The organism is Acinetobacter sp. ANC_7553, assembly GCF_056779895.1.
The window spans coordinates 79,905-99,571 of the sequence record NZ_JBWYIV010000012.1 but is presented as its reverse complement, the minus strand read 5'-3'; the positions used below and the strand labels follow the sequence as shown (position 1 = coordinate 99,571).

Genomic DNA, 19,667 nt, shown 5'->3' with positions numbered 1-19,667 from the left:
GGCCTTATGAGCGGATTATTAGAAATTAGTTCTTTGTGTTCAGGTTATAAACAAAGCCAAGTCATTCATGATCTAGAACTTAAAATTCAACCCAAAGAAATTGTGGCGATTATGGGTCGAAATGGGATGGGAAAAACCACACTGTTTAAAACCCTTATCGGTGATATTAAAAATACTCAAGGCGAAATCAAGCTCGATGGTAAAAACTTAGAAAAGCTTGACCCGTATCAACGTGTAGAAAATGGTGTTGCTTATGTTCCTCAAGGTCGTATGATTTTCTCAACCATGTCTGTTCTAGAGAATATTCAAACAGGTCTCCCTGCGTCTGCCCATGGCAAAGTACCTGACGATCTGTATGAGCTTTTCCCTGTACTTTGGGATATGCGTAAACGCAAAGGGGGAAATTTATCTGGTGGACAACAGCAACAATTGGCAATTGCACGTGCACTCGCCACCAATCCCAAAGTATTGCTGCTCGATGAACCTACCGAGGGAATCCAGCCCTCGATTATTAAAGATATTGCGAAAACGCTAAAAGAAATTCGCGATCAACGAGACCTCACTATCGTGGTCTCCGAGCAAGTACTGAGCTTTACTATGGCGATGGCAGATCGCTTCTTGGTCATCGATAAAGGCCGTTTTGCTTATGAAGATGTCAGAGCGAATGTCGATGAAGCAACCATTAGCAAATATCTTTCAGTTTAAAGCACGTCATCTCATCAATTCTTAATTTGGCATCTCCCTCGATTTTTCGGGGGATTTTTTTTGACCATTTGTTGGAGTGGTATTGTTATTTCGATCTAAAGACTCATTCAAAATATCGCTTCATATACGCAATTCACCGTATTTTGCATCGATCAATTTCACGAGAAACTCCTTACATAGATTTTAATTTTAAAGATATGGGGAGTAAGTTGAATGCGTCACGGTGATATCTCAAGTAGTCCTAATACAGTGGGTGTAGCAGTGGTGAATTATAAAATTCCACGCCTGCACACCAAAGCAGAAGTACTTGAGAATGCAAAAAAAATTGCTGAAATGTTGAAAGGGATTAAACAAGGTATTCCAGGCATGGATCTCATTGTTTTCCCTGAATACAGCACCATGGGCATTATGTATGATCATGATGAAATGATGGCAACTGCAGCCACAATCCCAGGTGATGAAACGGCAATTTTCTCTCAAGCTTGTATTGAAGCAAATGTTTGGGGCGTCTTCTCAATTACTGGAGAACAGCACGAAGAACACCCGCATAAAGTGCCATATAACACCTTAGTGCTCATCAATAACAAAGGTGAAATCGTTCAAAAATATCGCAAGATTATTCCATGGTGCCCAATTGAAGGCTGGTGCCCTGGAGATACGACTTATGTGACAGAGGGCCCTAAAGGCATCAAGATGTCACTCATTATCTGTGACGACGGCAATTACCCTGAAATTTGGCGCGACTGTGCGATGAAAGGTGCTGAACTTGTGGTGCGATGCCAAGGTTATATGTACCCGGCTGATGAACAGCAAATCAATATGGCCAAATGTATGGCATGGGCAAATAACGTTTATGTGGCTGTTGCCAATTGTACTGGTTTTGATGGGGTATATACCTACTTTGGACATTCGGCAGTGGTCGGCTTTGACGGACGTACATTAGGTGAATGTGGTACGGAAGAAAATGGTATCCAATACGCACAGTTATCACTCACAGAAATACGTGATGCACGTAAATACGATCAATCACAAAACCACTTGTTCAAGCTGCTACACCGTGGTTACACAGGCGTATACAACAATGGTGATGGTGATAAAGGGGTTGCCGATTGTCCATTCGACTTCTACAAAACATGGGTCTTAGACGCACAAAAAGCACAGGAAAATGTTGAGCAGTTTACGCGTTCAACCATTGGCGTTGCAGAGTGCCCAATTGGCAACTTACCTCACGAAGGGTTAGAGAAAGAAGCTTCTTAAAGAAGCTTCGTCCGACTTGATTTCAGGAGGTTTCGAACATGACATTTGCCAGTGACCGTATACATGCCAATCAGGAAAGTTTGGCAAAACAACGCTATGACATGCAAAGCAAGGAATGTATAGCACGTACTTCCCGATTCAGTTTTGAACCAGATGCCGTGATGACCCATCTACGTGAACATATTATTGGACAAGAAGCCGCACTTGATGAAATTGAAAATATGCTCACCACAGTGAAAGCAGATTTTAACGCAGCTCATCGTCCTTTAAGTGTCACACTGATGTTAGGTCCTACCGGTGTAGGAAAAACGGAAACAGTCCGCCTCATTGCTGAAGCGATACACGGTAAAGCTGATGCATTCTGCCGAATTGATATGAATACATTGGCACAAGAGCATTATGCAGCCGCCCTGACAGGTGCCCCACCAGGCTATGTCGGCTCTAAAGAAGGAAATACTTTATTCGATGAAGCCCTGATTCAAGGGAGTTTCTCCAAACCTGGCATTGTTCTCTTTGATGAAATTGAAAAAGCCAGTACTGAAGTCATTCGAGGGCTACTCAATGTGCTTGAAACAGGAACTTTAAAATTAACTGCGGGTACAAAGGTTTTAGACTTTAAAAACTGCATGATTTTTATGACCAGTAATGTAGGTGCCAAAGATGCTCAAAAGCGTCTGAAACAACTCAGTCAATTACCAAAACCACTCCAGAATTTAGCCAAGCATTTGAAATTAGATGACAGTGAAATCACGACAAAAGCACTCGATAAAAAGTTTGATCCTGAGTTTCTAAATCGAATTGAGCGAATCTTACATTATCAGCCAGTTGAATCTGATTTTGCTGCAACCTTAGTCCAACTCGAAATTGACAAAATGAACCAACGTCTAAAAAAGCAAAGTCGAACCATTGCTTTGACCGATGCTGCCATTCGATTCCTGAGTTCAGGACATGATGTTCGATTTGGTGCTCGGGGTTTAAGCCGTCGTTTTAAAGTGTTAGTTGAACCTGCACTCGCGAAAGCTTTTCTAAACAACAAGCACATTAGTGAATTCATCATCGATTACGACAATATGAAGCTTCAAATTCAGATGATTGAGCCTGCAGTGAAACAACTTGATCCGTTACTGATACACGAAGCATCACAACAACACTGAGACCTAAACTTTATTTGACCTCAATACAGGGGATACATTATGCAACATATTAAAATCAAACCAGGAGTTCCACTTGCGGAGCAAGCCGAAATTGGTCACAACCGTTGGCACCCAGACTTACCTTTTCTGACATCAGTAAAACCTGGTGAAGAAATTCTGATTGAAAGTTTGGATTTCCTTGACGCACAAATTAAAGATACTGACGATATTTCTGATGTTAAAAATGTGGATTTAACACGTGCTCATCCTTTAACAGGGCCATTCTATGTTGAAGGTGCAGAACCAGGTGATTTGTTGGTCATTGATCTACTAGACATTCAACCGATTTCTGATGTGGGTTTTTCGGGTGTTTTTGCCAAGGAAAATGGTGGTGGCTTCTTGGCGGACTATTTCCCAGAGGCAGATAAAGCCATTTGGGATTTAAAAGGTTTATTTGCAACTTCACGTCATATCCCTGGTGTACGTATTGCAGGATTAAAACATCCTGGCTTGATGGGAACTCTACCATCACATGATTTACTGAAAGAATGGAATCGCCGTGAAGCATTGCTCGTTCCTAAAGGTCAGGCAAACCCTCCTGATCCACGTACAGCCGTTCTGCGTGGTGTGAAAGGTCCCGAATTTGATCGTATGGCGGCTGAAGCTGCACGCACAGTTCCTCCACGTGAACATGGGGGTAACACAGACATTAAAGACCTTGCTGCAGGAAGCCGTATTTACTTCCCTGTTTATCAAAAAGGTGCTGGTTTCTCAATGGGCGACCTCCACTTCTCACAAGGTGATGGTGAAATTGGTTTCTGTGGTGCGATTGAAATGGACGGTGTTACACGTGTCGGTTTCGATTTAATTAAAGGTGGGATGGAAAAATACAATATTGATTCACCTATCTTTGTTCCAAGCAATGTTCGTCCAAATTATGATCAATGGCTGACTTTCGAAGGGATCAGTGTTGAAGATGGTGTAAATCACTATCTCGATGCGACAGTGGCTTACCGCCAAGCATGTTTAAAAGCCATCAAGTATCTTGAAAACTTTGGCTTTACTGGGTCACAAGCCTACATGTTACTTACCGCTGCACCAGTTGAAGGTCGTATCGGAGGTATTGTAGATATTCCAAACTGTGCATGTACCGTCTCACTCCCAACCTCCATTTTTGAACAAAATATCTTGCCGCAAGGTGCTTTAAATGACGATAAATTTTGGGGGCATAAACGCTAATTAGCGCATTATTGTTGTTACAGGTTTCACCATTTTACGGGGTAGCTTGAGTAAGCATGCGAGCTACCTCCTTTTTAACTTTTAAATATGCGCATGCTTAAAAATAAGTAGGAGCACGACCATGCCATTATACGATTTCCGTTGTGAGCACTGCGAAGGAATTTTTGAACAACGTGTGCCTATTTCTAGGATTGCAACTGACACCATCGAATGCAAATACTGCCAACAACCCACCTTAGCTAAACCAATGATTACTGGCAGACAACAAATCAACATGAAGACCAAATGGCGCCCAGGGTCAGGCGCAGAACAACTTGCAGGACCTTTAGTCGGCGGTCCAGGTACCAATAAAAATAGTGCGCGCAGTTCAGTGCTGCACAACTGTCGTGGTGTGAATTGTTCACTTTGTGAAGTATAAAAAAGCCCGCATCTGCGGGCTTTAATGCTCGTGTCTACGGACAATTAAACGACTAATTCAGCTAAGTTGCCTTTTTGTTCCAACCATTCTTTACGATCACTTGCGCGTTTCTTGGCTAATAATTTATCTAATAAACCTGAAGTAAAATGCACATCATCCAAATCTAGTTGCACCAAACGACGAGTATTGGGATCCAATGTTGTTTCACGGAGCTGACTTGCATTCATCTCACCCAAACCTTTAAATCGTGTGATTTGTGGGGATTTAGTTTTGGCTTTTTTCAATATGCCTTCTAATTCTGCTTCGTCAAGCGCGTAATGCACATCTTTACCGTCATCAATACGGAATAAAGGTGGCATCGCAACAAATAAGTGCCCTGCTTCAACTAGACTTGGGAAGTGCTTCACAAATAATGCACATAGCAAAGTCGCAATATGTAATCCATCTGAGTCTGCATCGGCAAGAATACAGATCTTGCCATAGCGGAGTTCAGACAAATCATCAGAACCCGGATCGACTCCTATTGCGATTGCAATATTATGAACCTCTTGAGAAGCAAGTACTTCATCTGAAGAGACTTCCCAAGTGTTTAAAATTTTTCCGCGGATCGGCATAATCGCTTGGAAATTCTTATCACGCGCCTGTTTGGCAGATCCTCCAGCAGAATCACCTTCCACAATAAATAGTTCTGACTCTTCCAAACTATGTCCCACACAATCAGATAATTTGCCTGGTAAAGTTGGACCTGAAACGATTTTTTTGCGCTCAACTTTCTTCGCTGCTTTTAAACGACGTCCCGCTTTTGAAATCGCCATTTCAGCCAATTGCATTGCAATTTCAGAGTTTTGATTCAACCATAAGGCAAAAGCATCTTTTGCGATGTTCTGCACAATCGCAGAGGCTTCACGACTTGAAAGACGCTCTTTGGTTTGACCTGAAAATTGTGGCTCTTGAAATTTCAAAGACAGAATATAGTTCACGCCATCCCAAACATCTTCTGCTGAAAGCTTCATATTACGTGGTAAGAGATTACGTAACTCACAGAACTCACGGATCGCATCCGTCACACCTGAACGTAGACCATTCACATGTGTGCCACCTTGAGCCGTTGGAATCAAGTTCACATAAGATTCTTGAATGCTCTCTCCGCCTTCAACATTCCAGCAAATCGCAAACTCCGCACTGGCACGTTCCGCGTCACCTGTAGCGACAAATGCAGGCATAGGGATGATTTCACGATCTTCCAACTCATCCATCAAATAATCGACGAGACCATTTTCAAACTGCCACGTGATCTTTTCGTCGTTAATTTCATCAACATAATTGATTTGTAAGCCAGCAGCTAATACCGCCTTCGCTTTTAAATTATGTTTAAGCGCCTTCAATGCAAATTTAGGTGAATCAAAATATTTCGCTTCAGGCCAAAAGTGAACTGAGGTACCCGATGCACGTTTGGGTGCTTTACCTTCCAGAACTTCAAGTGGTGCCGTTGCTTCACCTTGCTCAAAGGCCATTTTGTATAAATTACCTTGGCGCTGAACTTGGACTTCCACACGTGTGGAAAGCGCATTTACAACAGAAATACCAACCCCGTGCAAACCACCAGAGAATTGATAATTATCTGTACTGAATTTCCCACCTGCATGCAGTTTAGTCAGAATAATTTCAATGCCGCTTTGACCATATTCAGGATGAATATCAACTGGCATACCACGCCCGTTATCTTCTACTGACAATGAACCATCTTTATACACGGTCACTGTAATTTTATTCGCGTGTCCTGCCAATGCTTCATCGACCGCATTATCAATGACCTCTTGCGCCAAATGGTTTGGACGTGTGGTATCGGTATACATGCCTGGACGACGGCGTACAGGATCTAAACCAGATAAGACTTCAAGGGATTGGGCCGTATATTGAGACACGTTAAATTGTTTCCTTATTTTAAGCTGTCAGCTAAAAACTGATATACCAAGGGTATTTTATCCGCGAAATCATCCATCGCGTGATTGCCATATGTTTCTGTAATGAGGAACGCTTGATGACCATCGCAATTATAATAACGTTCCGCTTCACGATAATCCAAAACTTCATCACCTTGTTGTAACAAGACCAAGATTTTGTCTGCATCTTGCACAAACGGAACTGCCATATGCTCCAATTGATCAAGCTGAGCTTCATCTAACGACCAATTCGCAGTGACTGGATAAGGAAACTGCACCGTTGAAAACAAGTTTCTAAATAATTTCCATGGTTGCATAGCGGGATTAATCAGTACAGCTGCGACTCCATGTTTTGCGGCAAGCTGCGTCGCATAAAATCCACCTAAACTGCTCCCAATCAAAACCACATTTGACATAGACTCGATGAGTGTCGAAATCGAAGTAATGACCTGATCAGGCGGCATATTTAAATCGGGCAAATGCACCTGTATATGCTCATGTCTTTCAAAATACTGACGAATCAGTTGCCCTTTAATCGAAAAAGGACTACTTTGAAATCCATGTAGATAGATAATATTCATGAACTGATTAATTGCATTTTCCTCAAAATTGTTCTAATTTTTATTGTGAATCATATCACATATTTGTTTCTCTTTTGTACGATAACAAATATTGTCAGACAAAAAAATTAGAGCCGATCTGAAATCAAAGTTATCTTAAAAATTGTTCGGGATGAACAACATAAGATAAATACAAGGAATTTTATACAGTGATCATTGCTAAAAATAAAGTGTCTTTAGATGATCATGCACTATCAGGATAAGACTAGATGCCGAGTTTAACGCCACTACATGAAACCTATTGTAAATGGGATCGATCTCCTCCGAGTCAGGCCGATGTGCTTGAAGGTTTGGCACAACTGGTCAGCACTCCAATCAACCATGCTGTTCAAAATCTCATTCAATCGCTTCAACGTGAAGTGCTCTTAACCGTATTTGGTTTAAGTAAAAAAACATCAAAAGAATTTCAAAAGAAAACCTACGTTCGAAAGTTATATCAATTTTCATATGACACGCTTCTAAATTACGGAAATTATTTGGTCGCACCAGCCCTGCGCAAAATCATTGATCAATTTCCGAAACTCCATGATAAGCCCCTCACGCCAAAAATGATTTTTTTGGTCAGTGCTCTTAATGGTGTGATTGGCGACTATTTACTCAAAAATCAAAATCCGTTGGCGATTACCAGTAATCTGTATGATCACTATGGAGAGTTACAACAGGGTGACCTGTCAGGTCGTGTCGTGATCTTTTGCCATGGTCTGTGCATGAATCATCTTGATTGGACGAATCGCAACTATGGCGGTATTGGTGAAAAACTGCTTGCACAACGCGACAACAACACCATGCTTTATTTGCATTACAACACTGGTCGCAGAATTTCAGCGAATGGTCGTTCGTTGGCCAATATGCTTGAAGACTTGGTAAAGCGCAATCCACGTATCACCAGCCTTGATTTAATCGGTCACAGTATGGGTGGTTTGGTTTCTCGAAGTGCTTTGTTTTATGGTAAACAAAATCTCCATCAATGGTTTCACATGGCAGAGAATTTGGTCTGCTTAGGTTCTCCACATCATGGTGCGGTTCTAGAACGTATTGGCTTTGCCGTTCAAGAAAAAATTGGACACTTTCCCATCATCAAGTTAGCCAGCCACATTGTGAATATTCGCAGTGATGGTATTTTGGATTTACGCCATGGTAGTGTCCGTGATGATGACTGGGAACACAATCACGCTCGTATTGGCATGATGGATGATAATCGTAAACCTGCACCGCTGCCTTCACATATCAATACATTCCTAGTAGCTGGAACAATTGAGTTTGAAAATCGTAAAAATCGCACACTCAAAGTCATTGGCGATTACTTAGTGAGTGTGCAAAGTGCTTTGGGTGAGCATCCAAATCCGCGATTCCAACTGAAATTGCCAGAATCACATAAAGCGGTGTTCTACGGGCTCAATCATATGGAAATTCAATACCATTCCAGTGTTGCTGAGCAAATCGTTAAATGGTTCTATCCACATCACGATGAATTAGCTGAAGAGCAAATCCGTAAATATTTAATCAAATTAGAAAGCATGGAAGGAATCGTAGAAACCTGACCATCTTCAATAAAAAAGCCAACTATTAGTTGGCTTTTTTATTTTAAGCAGGATACTTTCTGAATAACTGCCAAATCGAAATGATCAGCAAAATACTAAAAAATACCAAAGACCATACAGGTAAAGACTGACCTAGGAAAGTCCAGTCTACCACCGCACATTCCCCTGATCCTGACAGCACTTGTTGAAGCACTGTTTTAAGCGGCAAAGCATCTACCAAATAATCTAAACCAGGACCACAACTTGGCACTTTATCTGGAGGTAAACTCTGCAGCCAGACATGACGTGCAGCAACACCCGCTGACCATAAAATCGATAATGTCCCTAGGAAAGCATATACTCGTTTTAAACCATTACGGACGGGATTGTGTAGAAACGCAATAAAAGAAATCAGCCCCAATCCGATCAGACCTAACCGTTGAAATACACACAATGGACAAGGTTCAAGACCTTGGACATGTTCGAGATACAACGCGAAGGCCATTCCAATCACGCTGGCTATAAACAACAGGCCACTCACCATGCGGTAATTTTGCCACTGCATATACTTTCCTCAATATTTTTATCGATATGCTTTTAGATATTCTTTAAAGCTTAAACTAGACTCTGCTTCCAACTGTTGTTGCTGCTCAAGTGATTGCACTGTAAGTTGTTCAAAATAGGTGACTTTATCCTGAGATAACACATAATTTTGATAATGATCAGCATGTTGATGCGCGAGCACACTACCTAAGCTCCAAGTACCACTATGTTTTAGTGTATCTTCTACTATTTTCGCAGAGAAGGTTTCATCCACTTCATCTACTCGTGATTGCATAATTTGCATTGCATCAGAATACAACGAGGTTGAGTGAGCTTTATCTAACGTTTCTGCTAAAGGCTGCATCTGTTTGAGATATTGATTTGCCCATGTCTCAATTTCAATTGATTGACCATTTTCAACAATGGCAGCATTTGGGGCACGCCCACGATTCACAACTTCTTGCTGGTTTTGTTCAATCACTTCAAGTTCATCATCTAGCAGCTCAGGACTGTCTTTTAATAAACAATAAAGCGCTAATACCTCTAGGAAGCCTGCAGTATCTTCATTGATACCAATTGGGCTGTATGGATTCACATCTACTGCGCGTAATTCAACATACCCTACCCCACGGTTTGCTAATGCATCAGATGGTGTTTCACCAGACTGTGGTACTTGTTTAGGACGTACAAGACTATAGTACTCGTTTTCAATTTGCAGTACGTGATCATTAATTTGGATCGGCTCACCCGCTTCGTCATCTAATCCCAAACGACTGAAAGCAGCATAAGATGTTTTCACCGCCTTTTGTAAACCTGCTAAATATCCTTTCAAATCATTGTAATGAATACCTAACTCTTTCTGCGCCGAGTTTTGATATCCAAAGCGCCCCATACGCAATGCAGTGGCATATGGCAAATACAATGTTCCCTTAATTAAAGGCAATAAATGATGTTCACGACCCGTCATAAAACAACGACAGACTGATGGGCTTGCACCTATCAGGAACATAACCAATGGGGTTAAACGAATGAAATTTCGAATTAAAGCGAAATATCGATGGCTGCGATAATCCTGCAAACTGAGCTGTTTTAAAGCTTCATCTTGCTCGTTTGCTTGCAACTGCTCAAACAACGCATCAGGGAATGAAACATTGTAATGTACACCTGAAATCGTCTGCATACGACGACCATAACGTACACCTAAACCACGACGGTATAAGGTTTTGAATTTACCAATATTGGACGAGCCATATTGCGCAAGACGAATACTTTCTTCTTCATCATCCAACATACATGGCATCGACATTGGCCATAGCTTTTCACCATCTTCTAGATGTCGATGAGTGAAAGCATGAATATCTTCTAAGTAGCTTAATGCTTCAGGAATTGAAGATTGAGGAGGCGTAATAAACTCAAGTAAGGCTTCAGAATAATCTGTCGTAATATGAGGATGAGTTAACGCAGAGCCTAAACCCTTAGGATGATCTTTCTGGGAGATAAAGCCATCACTTTGCATCCTTAAGCTTTCGCGCTCAATGCCTCGTAACATACCTTTAAACACCGACGAATCCACCCAATTTGGTAAAATTGTTTCAGAGAGCGCTTCGGGTTGACTCATTACTTACTCGCTTATCTAGAAGAACGACTGAGATAAAAAATTATTGATTTATATCAAGTATACCGTGATTTATATTCCCAAATGCAGTTTGCATATACATTTCAGTTGGATAAACCTTTTATTTTGGCAAATTTTTAACACAATCTTAGTCTTTAAGACATCTGAAATTTGTGATTTTATTGCAGAATAAATGCTAACAAACTGTAAAGAATATGAATTATCACAACGTTATAGATTTTTGGTTCAGTGCTGAAACTCAACCACATTGGTTTGCGAAAAGCGATGCTTTCGATCAACTTATTCAAGCGCAATTTGGTCACACCATCCAACAAGCTGCCGCAGGCGAACTATGGACATGGCGGGAAACTGCTTTAGGACGCTTAGCAGAAATCATTGTCTTGGATCAATTTTCTCGTAATGTTTATCGTGGCAAAGCTGAATCTTTTGCCCAAGATCCATTAGCACTTGGGCTAGCTCAAGAAGCGGTTCGTCTTGGTTTAGATCTCGAACTGGAACCTGAACAACGTAGCTTCTTATATATGCCTTTCATGCATAGCGAATCAAAAATCATTCACACTCAAGCGCTTCGTTTGTTTGAGGCATTAGGCAACCCTGTAAATTTAGACTTTGAGAAAAAGCATCAAGTCATCATTGAACGTTTCGGCCGCTATCCTCATCGTAATGAAATTTTAAATCGTCTCTCTACGCCTGAGGAAATAGAATTCTTAAAACAGCCAAACAGTAGCTTCTAAATTGATATTGACACAACAGACTTCAGGAGAGCGAAATGAAAAACTTATGCATGATTTTGGGATTATCTGGCATGCTCCTGCTGTCTGGTTGTGTCACGACGCCAAGTAAACCGCGTACATTTGATCAGCTTGGGCAATTCGCAACTATTCCCTTGAACCAATCAACGTATCGTATTAGTTTTCAAGGCTCATCTAACATGAGCTATGGTACAGCTGAAGAAATAACCTTACTTAAAGCTGCACAAACAACAGTCAAACAGAGCTTTCATTTTTTTAAAGTCCAAGATGATCCAAGCAATCGCACACAACAACCACCTCGTCAAGCTGTGGTTTATTCCAATCCTTACCCGTATGGTTATGGATATCGTAGACATCCTATGTTCTTTGATCCTTTTTATGATGTGCCACAGGTGGTCAGTTTAGAGCCAGTTCAAGTAGCCTATACCATCACCTGTTTTAAAGATCAAAAAACAGCACCTCAAGATGCTTTTGATGCACGTTTAATTTTACAGGCCTTAGGGTCTAAATATGGTTTAAGTGCTACAGGCGACATACTGCCTGTACAAACACAGCCTTCTCAATCACAATAAAATAATATTAATACAACAACTTACATAGGAATTATGCATGAGTGTATCACCAACAATGACTACCCCTAGTCTGGATCGAAGCAAACGGTTTGCCATGATCGCACTGGTTGTCGCTGTATTGGCTTGGATATCGCTCATGGTGGCTGCCAAAATTTTTCCAGAATATGTTTGGCTTATTCATATTTTAATGTTGTCTGCTGAAGCAGGTGTGGTTGGTGGTTTAGCAGATTGGTATGCCATTACGGTTTTGTTTCGGAACCCATTCGGCCGTATCCCTATTCCTAAGTTTTTAAAAGATCACACCGAAATTATTCCACGTAACAAAGCGCGTATTGCAGAATCCATGGGACGTTTTGTTCAAGAAAACTTCCTATCGCCACAGATTGTGGCAAAAAGCTTGAGTCAAACAGATGTGAGTTTGGCAGTAGGACAATGGCTAGCCAATCCAGATAACAATCGTCAAGTGACTCAAGTGATTCAACAGACAGTGCCTAAAGTTTTTGAGTTTGTTGGACAAGAACAAGTCGGTAGGTTTATTCAAACTAACAGTGTGCAATGGGTAAAGAACACTCAAATCAATACCCTGGCCAGTGAAATGATTCGTGCCGTATTAGAAAATGACTTCCACCAAGATGTTTTACAACGTGGTCTCGATGTTGCGCACGGTTGGGTGACTTCACATCCTGAACAAACTCGGGAGCTAACCCGCACCCTATTTAAAGAACTCGGAGTGTGGCGTTTAGCCAAAGGCGCAAGTTGGATCGGTATCGATGTTCAACAAAGAACGATTGACTCTTTAATAGAGCGTGTCGAGTCAATGTTGGCAGATCCAGAGCATCCATGGCGTCAAAAAATTGAGAGTATTGCACAGCATTTAATGACTGAACTCGCAAATCCTGAAAGTCAGGCGAGTCTTAAATTAAATGAAACTAAAAATGCATTGTTAGATAGTCCTCAAGTTTTAAATTTTATTACTGGTGCCGTCGTCATTCTGTGCAATGCCATTCGTGAAGATTTGGAGAAAGCAGATTCAGGTATAGCTGAAAATTTACGTGTTGCGATTCAACAAGTCGGTCAAAACATCATTTCCAATCCTGCATTACGCCAATTATTAAATGAAAAAATGAGTTCAATGGCAGTCAATCTCAGTGATCAATACAGCGAAAAAGTCATTTTATTTATCAGTGAACGCATTCACGAATGGGACTCACGAGAAATGATCGATAAAATTGAAAATGAAGTCGGTGGTGACTTACATATGATTCGCGTCAACGGTGTTGTCGTTGGTGCATTTATCGGTTTAGTGTTAGGGATCATCCGAGCAGCAGTTGAATTTTTGATTTAACTTAGAAATGAAATTTAAATTTGGTCGCTGACTAAAATTGAATTCATTGTGAATTGACGTCATCAAAAAGCCCATTTCTGCATGAATGGGCTGTATTTATTATTCTTAATCCATTTAAAGAACTAAGCTATCACTAGAGTCATTCCTATCTACTTCATCTTATATAAACCATAATAATATTATAAGGTTACATAATTTTTTTACGATTTAAATGTGAAATAATATCTTGATAAGAGTCTACTTTACAAAAATAAGCTGGGGAGTTCTTTCTCACGTCTTCTGAGGGTTGAAATAAAAAACCATAATCAACTAAATGCAACATCGAAAAATCATTGAATGCATCACCGATCGCAATACTATTGGTCATTGAAACGTTTTCTTTTTGGAACTTTACAATAATTTCATGTTTCCCTTTATCTCGTGTATACAGAACATTTTCTATAAATCCATCTGGTCCAATTTCTAAGTGATGACAATATGTATTTTTAACAGGAAGATTTAATTTTTCAAAAAAGGGAAATAAAAACTCATAAAAGCAATCTGAAATAATGTTAACTTCAAAATTTTCAGCCTTTTGCAAATATTCTAAAAACTCCTTAGCATCTGGAATGACATCCAGTTCTTTAATGTCATCGATTAATTGTTTTAAAGGAATTTTATTTTCTTTCAGTAAATTAATTCTAAATTCCATCAGAGACTTATAGTCTGCGACTTCTCGAGTTGTAATCGCCAACTCTGGGATATTGTATACATTTGAAAAGTGTTTCCATATTTCAGGGACAAGAACACCTTCCATATCGATAAAAGCCATCTTTTTCATATTGCTACCCTATTATTGAAATTTAGCAAACAGAAGTGCTATCCCTAGCAGACATAATACAGTTCCAATCACTCTGTTAATCTGTACTTGCTTAGCTAACATTTTCTGTCTTAAAACAATCGATGAAAAAAGCAAAGCCACCAATCCAAACCATAAAAAATGAGCAAAAGACATAAATAGCCCATAACCGACCAGAATCGCTTTCGGCGTACTCACACTGATGATCTGAGTGTATGTACTAATCACAAATAAAGTCGTTTTAGGATTAAGTGCATTGGTGAAAAAGCCATATTTCACTGCTTGAAAAGGATTAATTGCAGCAGTTGATGACGTCTCGACAACCGGACTTTGTACAAAAGTTTTATAACCGATATAGATGAGATAGATGGCTCCAATATACTTCACAATATTTAGAATTTGAGGTGTATACGCCATGACAAATGCGACAGCAATGAGCGTATAAGTCACATGAATCAACACACCTAAAGAAATTCCCAGTGAAGTGAGAACACCTATCCTTCTACCATATAAGTAACTGTTTTTTGTCACGATAGCGAAATCAGCACCAGGACTCACAACAGCGAGTATGGTGATGAGAATAACTGCTATAAACTCACCCATTCATTATGCCTTTTTAAACGTGATCACTAATACATCTCTTAATCCAATATCACCCAACGTAAAATCATTGACTTTGATTTCCGTTACGCTGTGATAGACCTGATGATCATCCACAAGTGCGATATCTAAAAAATTTTCAAGCATAAATTCTGCTTTCAAATTCTTATTTAAGTCATAAATTCGGGTCATTCCACCCTGAACATTTTGACGGTTGATCATGGCCATTAAAACGAAATCCACCCCATCTCGATGTATCCCCTCAGGGGTTGGCTTACCACTATCGTTAAATTTTGCTTCAATGCGAAATTGATGCGCTTCGATAAACCAATTTTCAGTTTCAATTTCTGAAAAGGTGAGATATGCGAATTGTAGTAAATTTCTAAAAATTGGATTTTCAATTGTATTTTTATCAATCTCTGAAAAATATCTCGCAATTCCACCATTCAAAGTGTTGTATTCAATCGTCTGAAAATGAGGAATATAAGAATTTTTCAGTAAAATTTTATGCTTATCATTAATAGTAAAAGTTGCATGTTTTCTTGTTCGATATTTACCTTTATCCGACATAAATTGATCTAAATCTAGAGCGTTCCAACTGTCTATAAAATCACTGACATCTTGCTCATTAACATCGTGAAAATTATTATTTTTCTGTATTTCTTGGAATGTATTTAAATCAATAAACGCATAACCCTTTTTGATTATCTCTTTTGAATATGTGTATTCATGGAGATGCTGCTTGTTAAATGGACTGAATTTTAATATATTTTCCATTGTATTAGCTTTATTTTGCTTTTGGTAATCTTCATTTTGAACAAAAGTTAAAAAAATAAAATCAATAAAATCGACTAAAAATATATGAGTTTTTGGAATGATAGAAAAAATATCTTTGAATTCACTGAAGTTTTTTTATTTTGTCGCTAAATACAGCAGTGTCACGATTGCAGCAAAGAAATTATTTGTTACGCAAAGTGCCGTCAGTAAGCAAATTTACAATCTCGAAGAAATATTAAATATCACATTATTTGAACGACGAAATAAAACCTTGATACTCACCAAAGAAGGAGAAACTCTTTTTCATTGCGCTCAGAATATTTTCAATCAATTGGATGATTGTTTAATTGGACTAACTCAAAATAAAACTGAAAACAAACAATTGGTACTGTCCTGTGAACCAACCATTTCGATGAAGTGGTTAATTCCACGACTTGTTGAATTTAAAAAACTTGGACATGATTTTGAAGTGGTTTTGCTCACAGGTGGTGGTGTAGTCGACTTTGAAAAAGATAATATCGATATCGCAATACGAAGAAATGATTTTGAATGGGGATCGCATCTGTTTAGTGAGAAAATTGGCGATGAATATATTGTGGCAGTCCAAGCATCTCACCACCCTAAAACCAAAGAATTGTTAATTTCTAAATCACGCCCTTATTTTTCAAAAAAATTACACCAATTGGATGAACTCAAAGATATTCTGAAGAAACATTCCAAAATAGAATTAGAGCATTTTTACTTATGCTTAGAAGGCTGCTTGGCTGGCTTAGGAAAGACGATCATTTCTATCTACATGATTGAAAAAGAATTAGAGCTCAAGTCTGTAAAAAAAATAACACCAATTCTTCAGGATGGTTCTGCCTATTATCTACTGTCCCATACTAGATTTATTGAAGATCCTCGGAAGATTATTTTTTTAAATTGGTTAAAAAATGAAATGAAGCAAAGTCAGATCAATCATTTTTAACATGAGATCACATAGATCATCTAAGGTTTTAAACTTAATTGAAGATCATTAGAATCTTATGAAAATTAAAACGAATATGTCGCAGATATTTGTATTTAGTGCAGGCATTTCAACTGCTAAACTACGAAGAAACGGGCTAAATATTACTATCCAGCATGATTAAAATTGAATCTAAATTACCAGACTTAGGTGTCACTATTTTTAGCGTGATGTCAGCACTCGCCCAAAAGTTGAACGCGTTAAATCTTTCTCAAGGTTTTCCTGATTTTCCACCTCCTCCTGAATTAATTGCAGCTTTAGCTCAAGCCACACAACAAGGCTATAACCAATATCCACCTGGTGACGGTCTGCTGAGTTTAAGACAAAAAATTGCAGCCCAATTCTGCCAACGAGACCAAGTCCATTTAGACCCGATCAGCGAAATTACCATTACACCTGGTGCAACGACTGCAATTTTGTGTGCGATTCAAGCTGTTGTAAATGCTGGAGATGAAGTAATTATTTTCGATCCTGCTTATGACAGTTATGCACCTGCAGTGAAACTCGCTGGGGCGCAAGCGATCCATATCAACTTGGTACATCCAGACTTCCATGTTGACTGGAATGTGGTGAAAGATCGAATAAATGAACGAACGCGATTAATCATTGTAAATACACCACATAATCCCTCAGGTGCAATTTGGTCCAAGCAAGATTGGCAACAACTGATCGAGTTGATTCAGGATAAAAACATTTGTGTACTTTCTGACGAGGTCTATGAACATTTAGTGTTTGATGGTCAACAACATTATTCTGCGCTTAGTTTTCCTGAACTTCGAGATCGTAGTTTTGTGATTGGTTCATTCGGAAAAACGTTTCATGTTACTGGTTGGAAAACTGGATATTGCGTTGCACCTCAGGCACTGATGAAAGTATTTCGTCAAATTTATCAATTTGCCAATTTCTGTGGTGTCCATCCGATTCAAGTCGCGCTTAATCAATTCATCGAACAACATCCTGAACATATTTTAGATCTCCCCAATTTTTATCAAGCTAAACGTGACTTATTCATCCATGGAATTCAACATTCAAAATTTCAATATCTGCCGTCACCAGGAACTTATTTTCAAAACTTAGATTTCAGTACACTAAGACCTGAGCTCACAGATATAGAAATGTGCCAATATCTTGCAGAACAACACAAACTGGTAGCGATTCCTATATCAGTGTTTTATCAACAGCCACCTCAAGATCTGAAGCTCGTTCGGGTCTGTTTTGCAAAACGAGAGGAAACCTTGCATCTTGCAGGAGAAATTTTAACGAAGGTTCAATCACAATAACGAAAAGAGACGAGACGGATTACTTTATTACTAAAGCAATTTGAATGATAAGGTGTTAAGGTCAATCCGTTGATATAGAAAACAATAATGGATAAGACTTATATATGGCGAGAACCTTACGGCCGATTGATGAACCTGGTTTCTGGAAAGTTTTTTTAGTTTTTTTAGTTCCGCTGATTGCAACCAATATCCTGCAAAATTTATCAGGCACAATTAATACGATCTTCGTCGGGCAAATGATGGGCGTCCAAGCAATTGCTGCTGTTTCCGTCTTCTTCCCTATTTTGTTCTGTCTCTTGGCTTTCGTAATTGGGCTTTCGGCTGGCTCGACGGTATTGGTTGGTCAAGCGTGGGGAGCACAAAATTTAGAAAAAGTAAGAGCGGTTGTCGGCTCTACTATTTTTATGACATTGATCGGCGGGACGATTATTGCCATTTTAGGTGTTCTATCTGCACGCCACATTCTTGAGGCCTTGGGCACAGACCCAAGTGTCATGCATTTATCTTTGCCTTATGTTCAATGGATGTTAGCAGGTAGCCCACTCCTTTTTATTTATATTATTTATACCTCTATCTTACGTGGTGTCGGTGATAGCATTACACCTCTCATCGCTTTGGGAATGACCAGTTTAATTGGGCTCTTTATTACCCCTGTTCTCATCGCTGGATATTTTGGATTTCCTCAATTGGGTATCATTGCACCTGCCATCGCCACGATTGTGGGTTATCTGGCCGTGCTTATTTTTCTGTACGTTTATTTAAATAAAAAAAATCATCCATTACGTCCAGATTTAGCAATGTGTAAACATGTACGCCACAATCCTGAACTAAGCAAAATTATTCTCAGGCTTGGCGTTCCTACTGGCATTCAAATGGTCACGACTTCTGTGGCAGGTTTAGTCATTGTCGGCTTGGTCAATCGCTATGGTTCAGAAGCAACAGCTGCTTATGGCGCAGTCAATCAGGTTTTGAACTATATCCAATTCCCTGCTCTGTCTATCGCAATTGCCGCTTCTATTTTTGGGGCTCAAGCGATTGGTGCAGGTAAAGCGGATTCTTTATCACGTGTAACTAAAACAGCACTGGGCATGAATTTTGTCTTTACAGGCGGGCTCGTAATCTTGGCTTATTTGTTCTCAAAATATCTCATGGCATTATTTATTACAGATGAAAAAGTCGTGATACTCGGGCAACAATTATTGTTTATTGTGCTGTGGTCAATTTTATTTTTTGGCGCGAGTGCTATTTTCGCCTCAATTATGCGTGCAAGTGGCACTGTGACTATGCCAATGATCATCAATATTGTAGCCATACTCTGTATAGAACTCCCAGCAGCTTATCTATTTAGCGCATGGTGGGGGCTGGCGGGAATCTGGTACGCTTATGCTTTGGCCTTCGTTTGCTTATGTGTGATGCAAGGTTTGTATTATCAATTTGTTTGGAAAAAGAAAACTGTTCAAGTACTGATTTAAATTAGAAA

At 39.5% G+C, this 19,667-nt stretch carries 19 protein-coding genes; 12 read left to right on the top strand and 7 right to left on the bottom strand.

Annotated features, from left to right (window positions below; translation table 11 throughout):
* Positions 1-6 precede the first annotated feature (6 nt).
* From urtE to AC1M9I_RS10810, 5 genes are all read left to right on the top strand, one after another.
* Positions 7-705, top strand: a complete 699-nt coding sequence (gene urtE / locus AC1M9I_RS10830) for an urea ABC transporter ATP-binding subunit UrtE (protein ID WP_035264750.1) — start codon at positions 7-9, stop codon at positions 703-705.
* Positions 706-918: 213 nt separating this feature from the next.
* Positions 919-1,962 carry an aliphatic amidase gene (locus tag AC1M9I_RS10825; RefSeq protein WP_035264753.1) on the top strand — a complete coding sequence of 348 codons (1,044 nt, stop codon included), beginning with the start codon at positions 919-921 and terminating at the stop codon, positions 1,960-1,962.
* 38 nt (positions 1,963-2,000) lie between these two features.
* Positions 2,001-3,116 carry an AAA family ATPase gene (locus AC1M9I_RS10820; protein ID WP_481611030.1) on the top strand — a complete coding sequence of 372 codons (1,116 nt, stop codon included), beginning with the start codon at positions 2,001-2,003 and terminating at the stop codon, positions 3,114-3,116.
* Positions 3,117-3,155: 39 nt separating this feature from the next.
* Positions 3,156-4,334 carry a formamidase gene (gene fmdA, locus AC1M9I_RS10815; RefSeq protein ID WP_092766540.1) on the top strand — a complete coding sequence of 393 codons (1,179 nt, stop codon included), beginning with the start codon at positions 3,156-3,158 and terminating at the stop codon, positions 4,332-4,334.
* Between the two features lie 121 nt (positions 4,335-4,455).
* Entirely contained in the window at positions 4,456-4,752 is a 297-nt protein-coding gene (locus AC1M9I_RS10810; protein ID WP_035264759.1) for an FmdB family zinc ribbon protein, read from the top strand.
* Between the two features lie 44 nt (positions 4,753-4,796).
* On the opposite strand, the gene parE is transcribed toward AC1M9I_RS10810, so the two are convergent.
* Both parE and AC1M9I_RS10800 read right to left on the bottom strand, forming a co-directional pair.
* Positions 4,797-6,677, bottom strand: coding sequence for a DNA topoisomerase IV subunit B (gene parE, locus AC1M9I_RS10805; protein WP_481592802.1), 1,881 nt, complete (start codon positions 6,675-6,677; stop codon positions 4,797-4,799).
* Positions 6,678-6,691: 14 nt separating this feature from the next.
* On the bottom strand, positions 6,692-7,276 hold the full coding sequence (locus AC1M9I_RS10800; protein WP_481592801.1) for a YqiA/YcfP family alpha/beta fold hydrolase: 585 nt from the start codon (positions 7,274-7,276) through the stop codon (positions 6,692-6,694).
* Positions 7,277-7,524: 248 nt separating this feature from the next.
* Here AC1M9I_RS10800 and AC1M9I_RS10795 point away from each other — a divergent pair, with 248 nt between their 5' ends.
* A complete protein-coding gene (locus tag AC1M9I_RS10795; protein ID WP_481594518.1) occupies positions 7,525-8,856 on the top strand; it encodes a PGAP1-like alpha/beta domain-containing protein in 1,332 nt (443 codons plus the stop codon).
* 43 nt (positions 8,857-8,899) lie between these two features.
* On the opposite strand, the gene AC1M9I_RS10790 is transcribed toward AC1M9I_RS10795, so the two are convergent.
* On the bottom strand, positions 8,900-9,400 hold the full coding sequence (locus tag AC1M9I_RS10790; protein WP_481592799.1) for a disulfide bond formation protein B: 501 nt from the start codon (positions 9,398-9,400) through the stop codon (positions 8,900-8,902).
* Positions 9,401-9,418: 18 nt separating this feature from the next.
* Positions 9,419-10,996 (bottom strand): glutamate--cysteine ligase, encoded by a 1,578-nt coding sequence (gene gshA / locus AC1M9I_RS10785; RefSeq protein WP_481611029.1) that lies wholly within the window; start codon positions 10,994-10,996, stop codon positions 9,419-9,421.
* A 212-nt stretch (positions 10,997-11,208) separates the two neighbouring features.
* Here gshA and AC1M9I_RS10780 point away from each other — a divergent pair, with 212 nt between their 5' ends.
* The 3 genes from AC1M9I_RS10780 to AC1M9I_RS10770 are packed head-to-tail and all read left to right on the top strand — an operon-like array spanning position 11,209 to position 13,683.
* Positions 11,209-11,748 (top strand): DUF924 family protein, encoded by a 540-nt coding sequence (locus AC1M9I_RS10780; protein ID WP_035264779.1) that lies wholly within the window; start codon positions 11,209-11,211, stop codon positions 11,746-11,748.
* A 35-nt stretch (positions 11,749-11,783) separates the two neighbouring features.
* Positions 11,784-12,338, top strand: a complete 555-nt coding sequence (locus AC1M9I_RS10775) for a CC0125/CC1285 family lipoprotein (RefSeq protein ID WP_481594520.1) — start codon at positions 11,784-11,786, stop codon at positions 12,336-12,338.
* Positions 12,339-12,375: 37 nt separating this feature from the next.
* A complete protein-coding gene (locus AC1M9I_RS10770) occupies positions 12,376-13,683 on the top strand; it encodes a DUF445 domain-containing protein (RefSeq protein ID WP_481591972.1) in 1,308 nt (435 codons plus the stop codon).
* A 187-nt stretch (positions 13,684-13,870) separates the two neighbouring features.
* On the opposite strand, the gene thrH is transcribed toward AC1M9I_RS10770, so the two are convergent.
* Genes thrH through AC1M9I_RS10755 form a run of 3 tightly spaced genes read right to left on the bottom strand, consistent with a single transcriptional unit; the run spans position 13,871 to position 15,898 of the window.
* A complete protein-coding gene (thrH, locus tag AC1M9I_RS10765; RefSeq protein ID WP_092766549.1) occupies positions 13,871-14,503 on the bottom strand; it encodes a bifunctional phosphoserine phosphatase/homoserine phosphotransferase ThrH in 633 nt (210 codons plus the stop codon).
* Positions 14,504-14,515: 12 nt separating this feature from the next.
* Positions 14,516-15,124: a LysE family translocator gene (locus tag AC1M9I_RS10760; RefSeq protein ID WP_035264787.1), complete on the bottom strand. Its 609-nt coding sequence runs from the start codon at positions 15,122-15,124 to the stop codon at positions 14,516-14,518.
* Positions 15,125-15,127: 3 nt separating this feature from the next.
* On the bottom strand, positions 15,128-15,898 hold the full coding sequence (locus AC1M9I_RS10755; protein ID WP_481594522.1) for a 2OG-Fe dioxygenase family protein: 771 nt from the start codon (positions 15,896-15,898) through the stop codon (positions 15,128-15,130).
* 97 nt (positions 15,899-15,995) lie between these two features.
* Between AC1M9I_RS10755 and AC1M9I_RS10750 the strand changes: the two genes are divergently transcribed.
* The 3 genes from AC1M9I_RS10750 (at position 15,996) to AC1M9I_RS10740 (ending at position 19,659) form a co-directional block, all read left to right on the top strand.
* A complete protein-coding gene (locus AC1M9I_RS10750) occupies positions 15,996-16,868 on the top strand; it encodes a LysR family transcriptional regulator (RefSeq protein ID WP_035264791.1) in 873 nt (290 codons plus the stop codon).
* Between the two features lie 155 nt (positions 16,869-17,023).
* Positions 17,024-18,187 carry a methionine aminotransferase gene (locus tag AC1M9I_RS10745; protein WP_481592794.1) on the top strand — a complete coding sequence of 388 codons (1,164 nt, stop codon included), beginning with the start codon at positions 17,024-17,026 and terminating at the stop codon, positions 18,185-18,187.
* Between the two features lie 104 nt (positions 18,188-18,291).
* Positions 18,292-19,659 (top strand): MATE family efflux transporter, encoded by a 1,368-nt coding sequence (locus AC1M9I_RS10740; protein WP_092766554.1) that lies wholly within the window; start codon positions 18,292-18,294, stop codon positions 19,657-19,659.
* The last annotated feature ends 8 nt before the right edge of the window (positions 19,660-19,667 follow it).

What these genes read in the sequence shown, in the direction of transcription:
- AC1M9I_RS10775 (WP_481594520.1), top strand. Translation starts at nt 11,784, where the DNA reads ATGAAAAACTTATGCATGATTTTGGGATTATCTGGCATGCTCCTGCTG.
- AC1M9I_RS10795 (WP_481594518.1), top strand. Translation starts at nt 7,525, where the DNA reads ATGCCGAGTTTAACGCCACTACATGAAACCTATTGTAAATGGGATCGA.
- AC1M9I_RS10780 (WP_035264779.1), top strand. Translation starts at nt 11,209, where the DNA reads ATGAATTATCACAACGTTATAGATTTTTGGTTCAGTGCTGAAACTCAA.
- AC1M9I_RS10770 (WP_481591972.1), top strand. Translation starts at nt 12,376, where the DNA reads ATGAGTGTATCACCAACAATGACTACCCCTAGTCTGGATCGAAGCAAA.
- AC1M9I_RS10740 (WP_092766554.1), top strand. Translation starts at nt 18,292, where the DNA reads ATGGCGAGAACCTTACGGCCGATTGATGAACCTGGTTTCTGGAAAGTT.
- AC1M9I_RS10790 (WP_481592799.1), bottom strand. Translation starts at nt 9,400, where the DNA reads ATGCAGTGGCAAAATTACCGCATGGTGAGTGGCCTGTTGTTTATAGCC.
- AC1M9I_RS10760 (WP_035264787.1), bottom strand. Translation starts at nt 15,124, where the DNA reads ATGGGTGAGTTTATAGCAGTTATTCTCATCACCATACTCGCTGTTGTG.
- AC1M9I_RS10800 (WP_481592801.1), bottom strand. Translation starts at nt 7,276, where the DNA reads ATGAATATTATCTATCTACATGGATTTCAAAGTAGTCCTTTTTCGATT.
- AC1M9I_RS10820 (WP_481611030.1), top strand. Translation starts at nt 2,001, where the DNA reads ATGACATTTGCCAGTGACCGTATACATGCCAATCAGGAAAGTTTGGCA.
- AC1M9I_RS10755 (WP_481594522.1), bottom strand. Translation starts at nt 15,898, where the DNA reads ATGGAAAATATATTAAAATTCAGTCCATTTAACAAGCAGCATCTCCAT.
- fmdA (WP_092766540.1), top strand. Translation starts at nt 3,156, where the DNA reads ATGCAACATATTAAAATCAAACCAGGAGTTCCACTTGCGGAGCAAGCC.
- thrH (WP_092766549.1), bottom strand. Translation starts at nt 14,503, where the DNA reads ATGAAAAAGATGGCTTTTATCGATATGGAAGGTGTTCTTGTCCCTGAA.
- AC1M9I_RS10825 (WP_035264753.1), top strand. Translation starts at nt 919, where the DNA reads ATGCGTCACGGTGATATCTCAAGTAGTCCTAATACAGTGGGTGTAGCA.
- AC1M9I_RS10750 (WP_035264791.1), top strand. Translation starts at nt 15,996, where the DNA reads ATGATAGAAAAAATATCTTTGAATTCACTGAAGTTTTTTTATTTTGTC.
- urtE (WP_035264750.1), top strand. Translation starts at nt 7, where the DNA reads ATGAGCGGATTATTAGAAATTAGTTCTTTGTGTTCAGGTTATAAACAA.
- AC1M9I_RS10810 (WP_035264759.1), top strand. Translation starts at nt 4,456, where the DNA reads ATGCCATTATACGATTTCCGTTGTGAGCACTGCGAAGGAATTTTTGAA.
- gshA (WP_481611029.1), bottom strand. Translation starts at nt 10,996, where the DNA reads ATGAGTCAACCCGAAGCGCTCTCTGAAACAATTTTACCAAATTGGGTG.
- AC1M9I_RS10745 (WP_481592794.1), top strand. Translation starts at nt 17,024, where the DNA reads ATGATTAAAATTGAATCTAAATTACCAGACTTAGGTGTCACTATTTTT.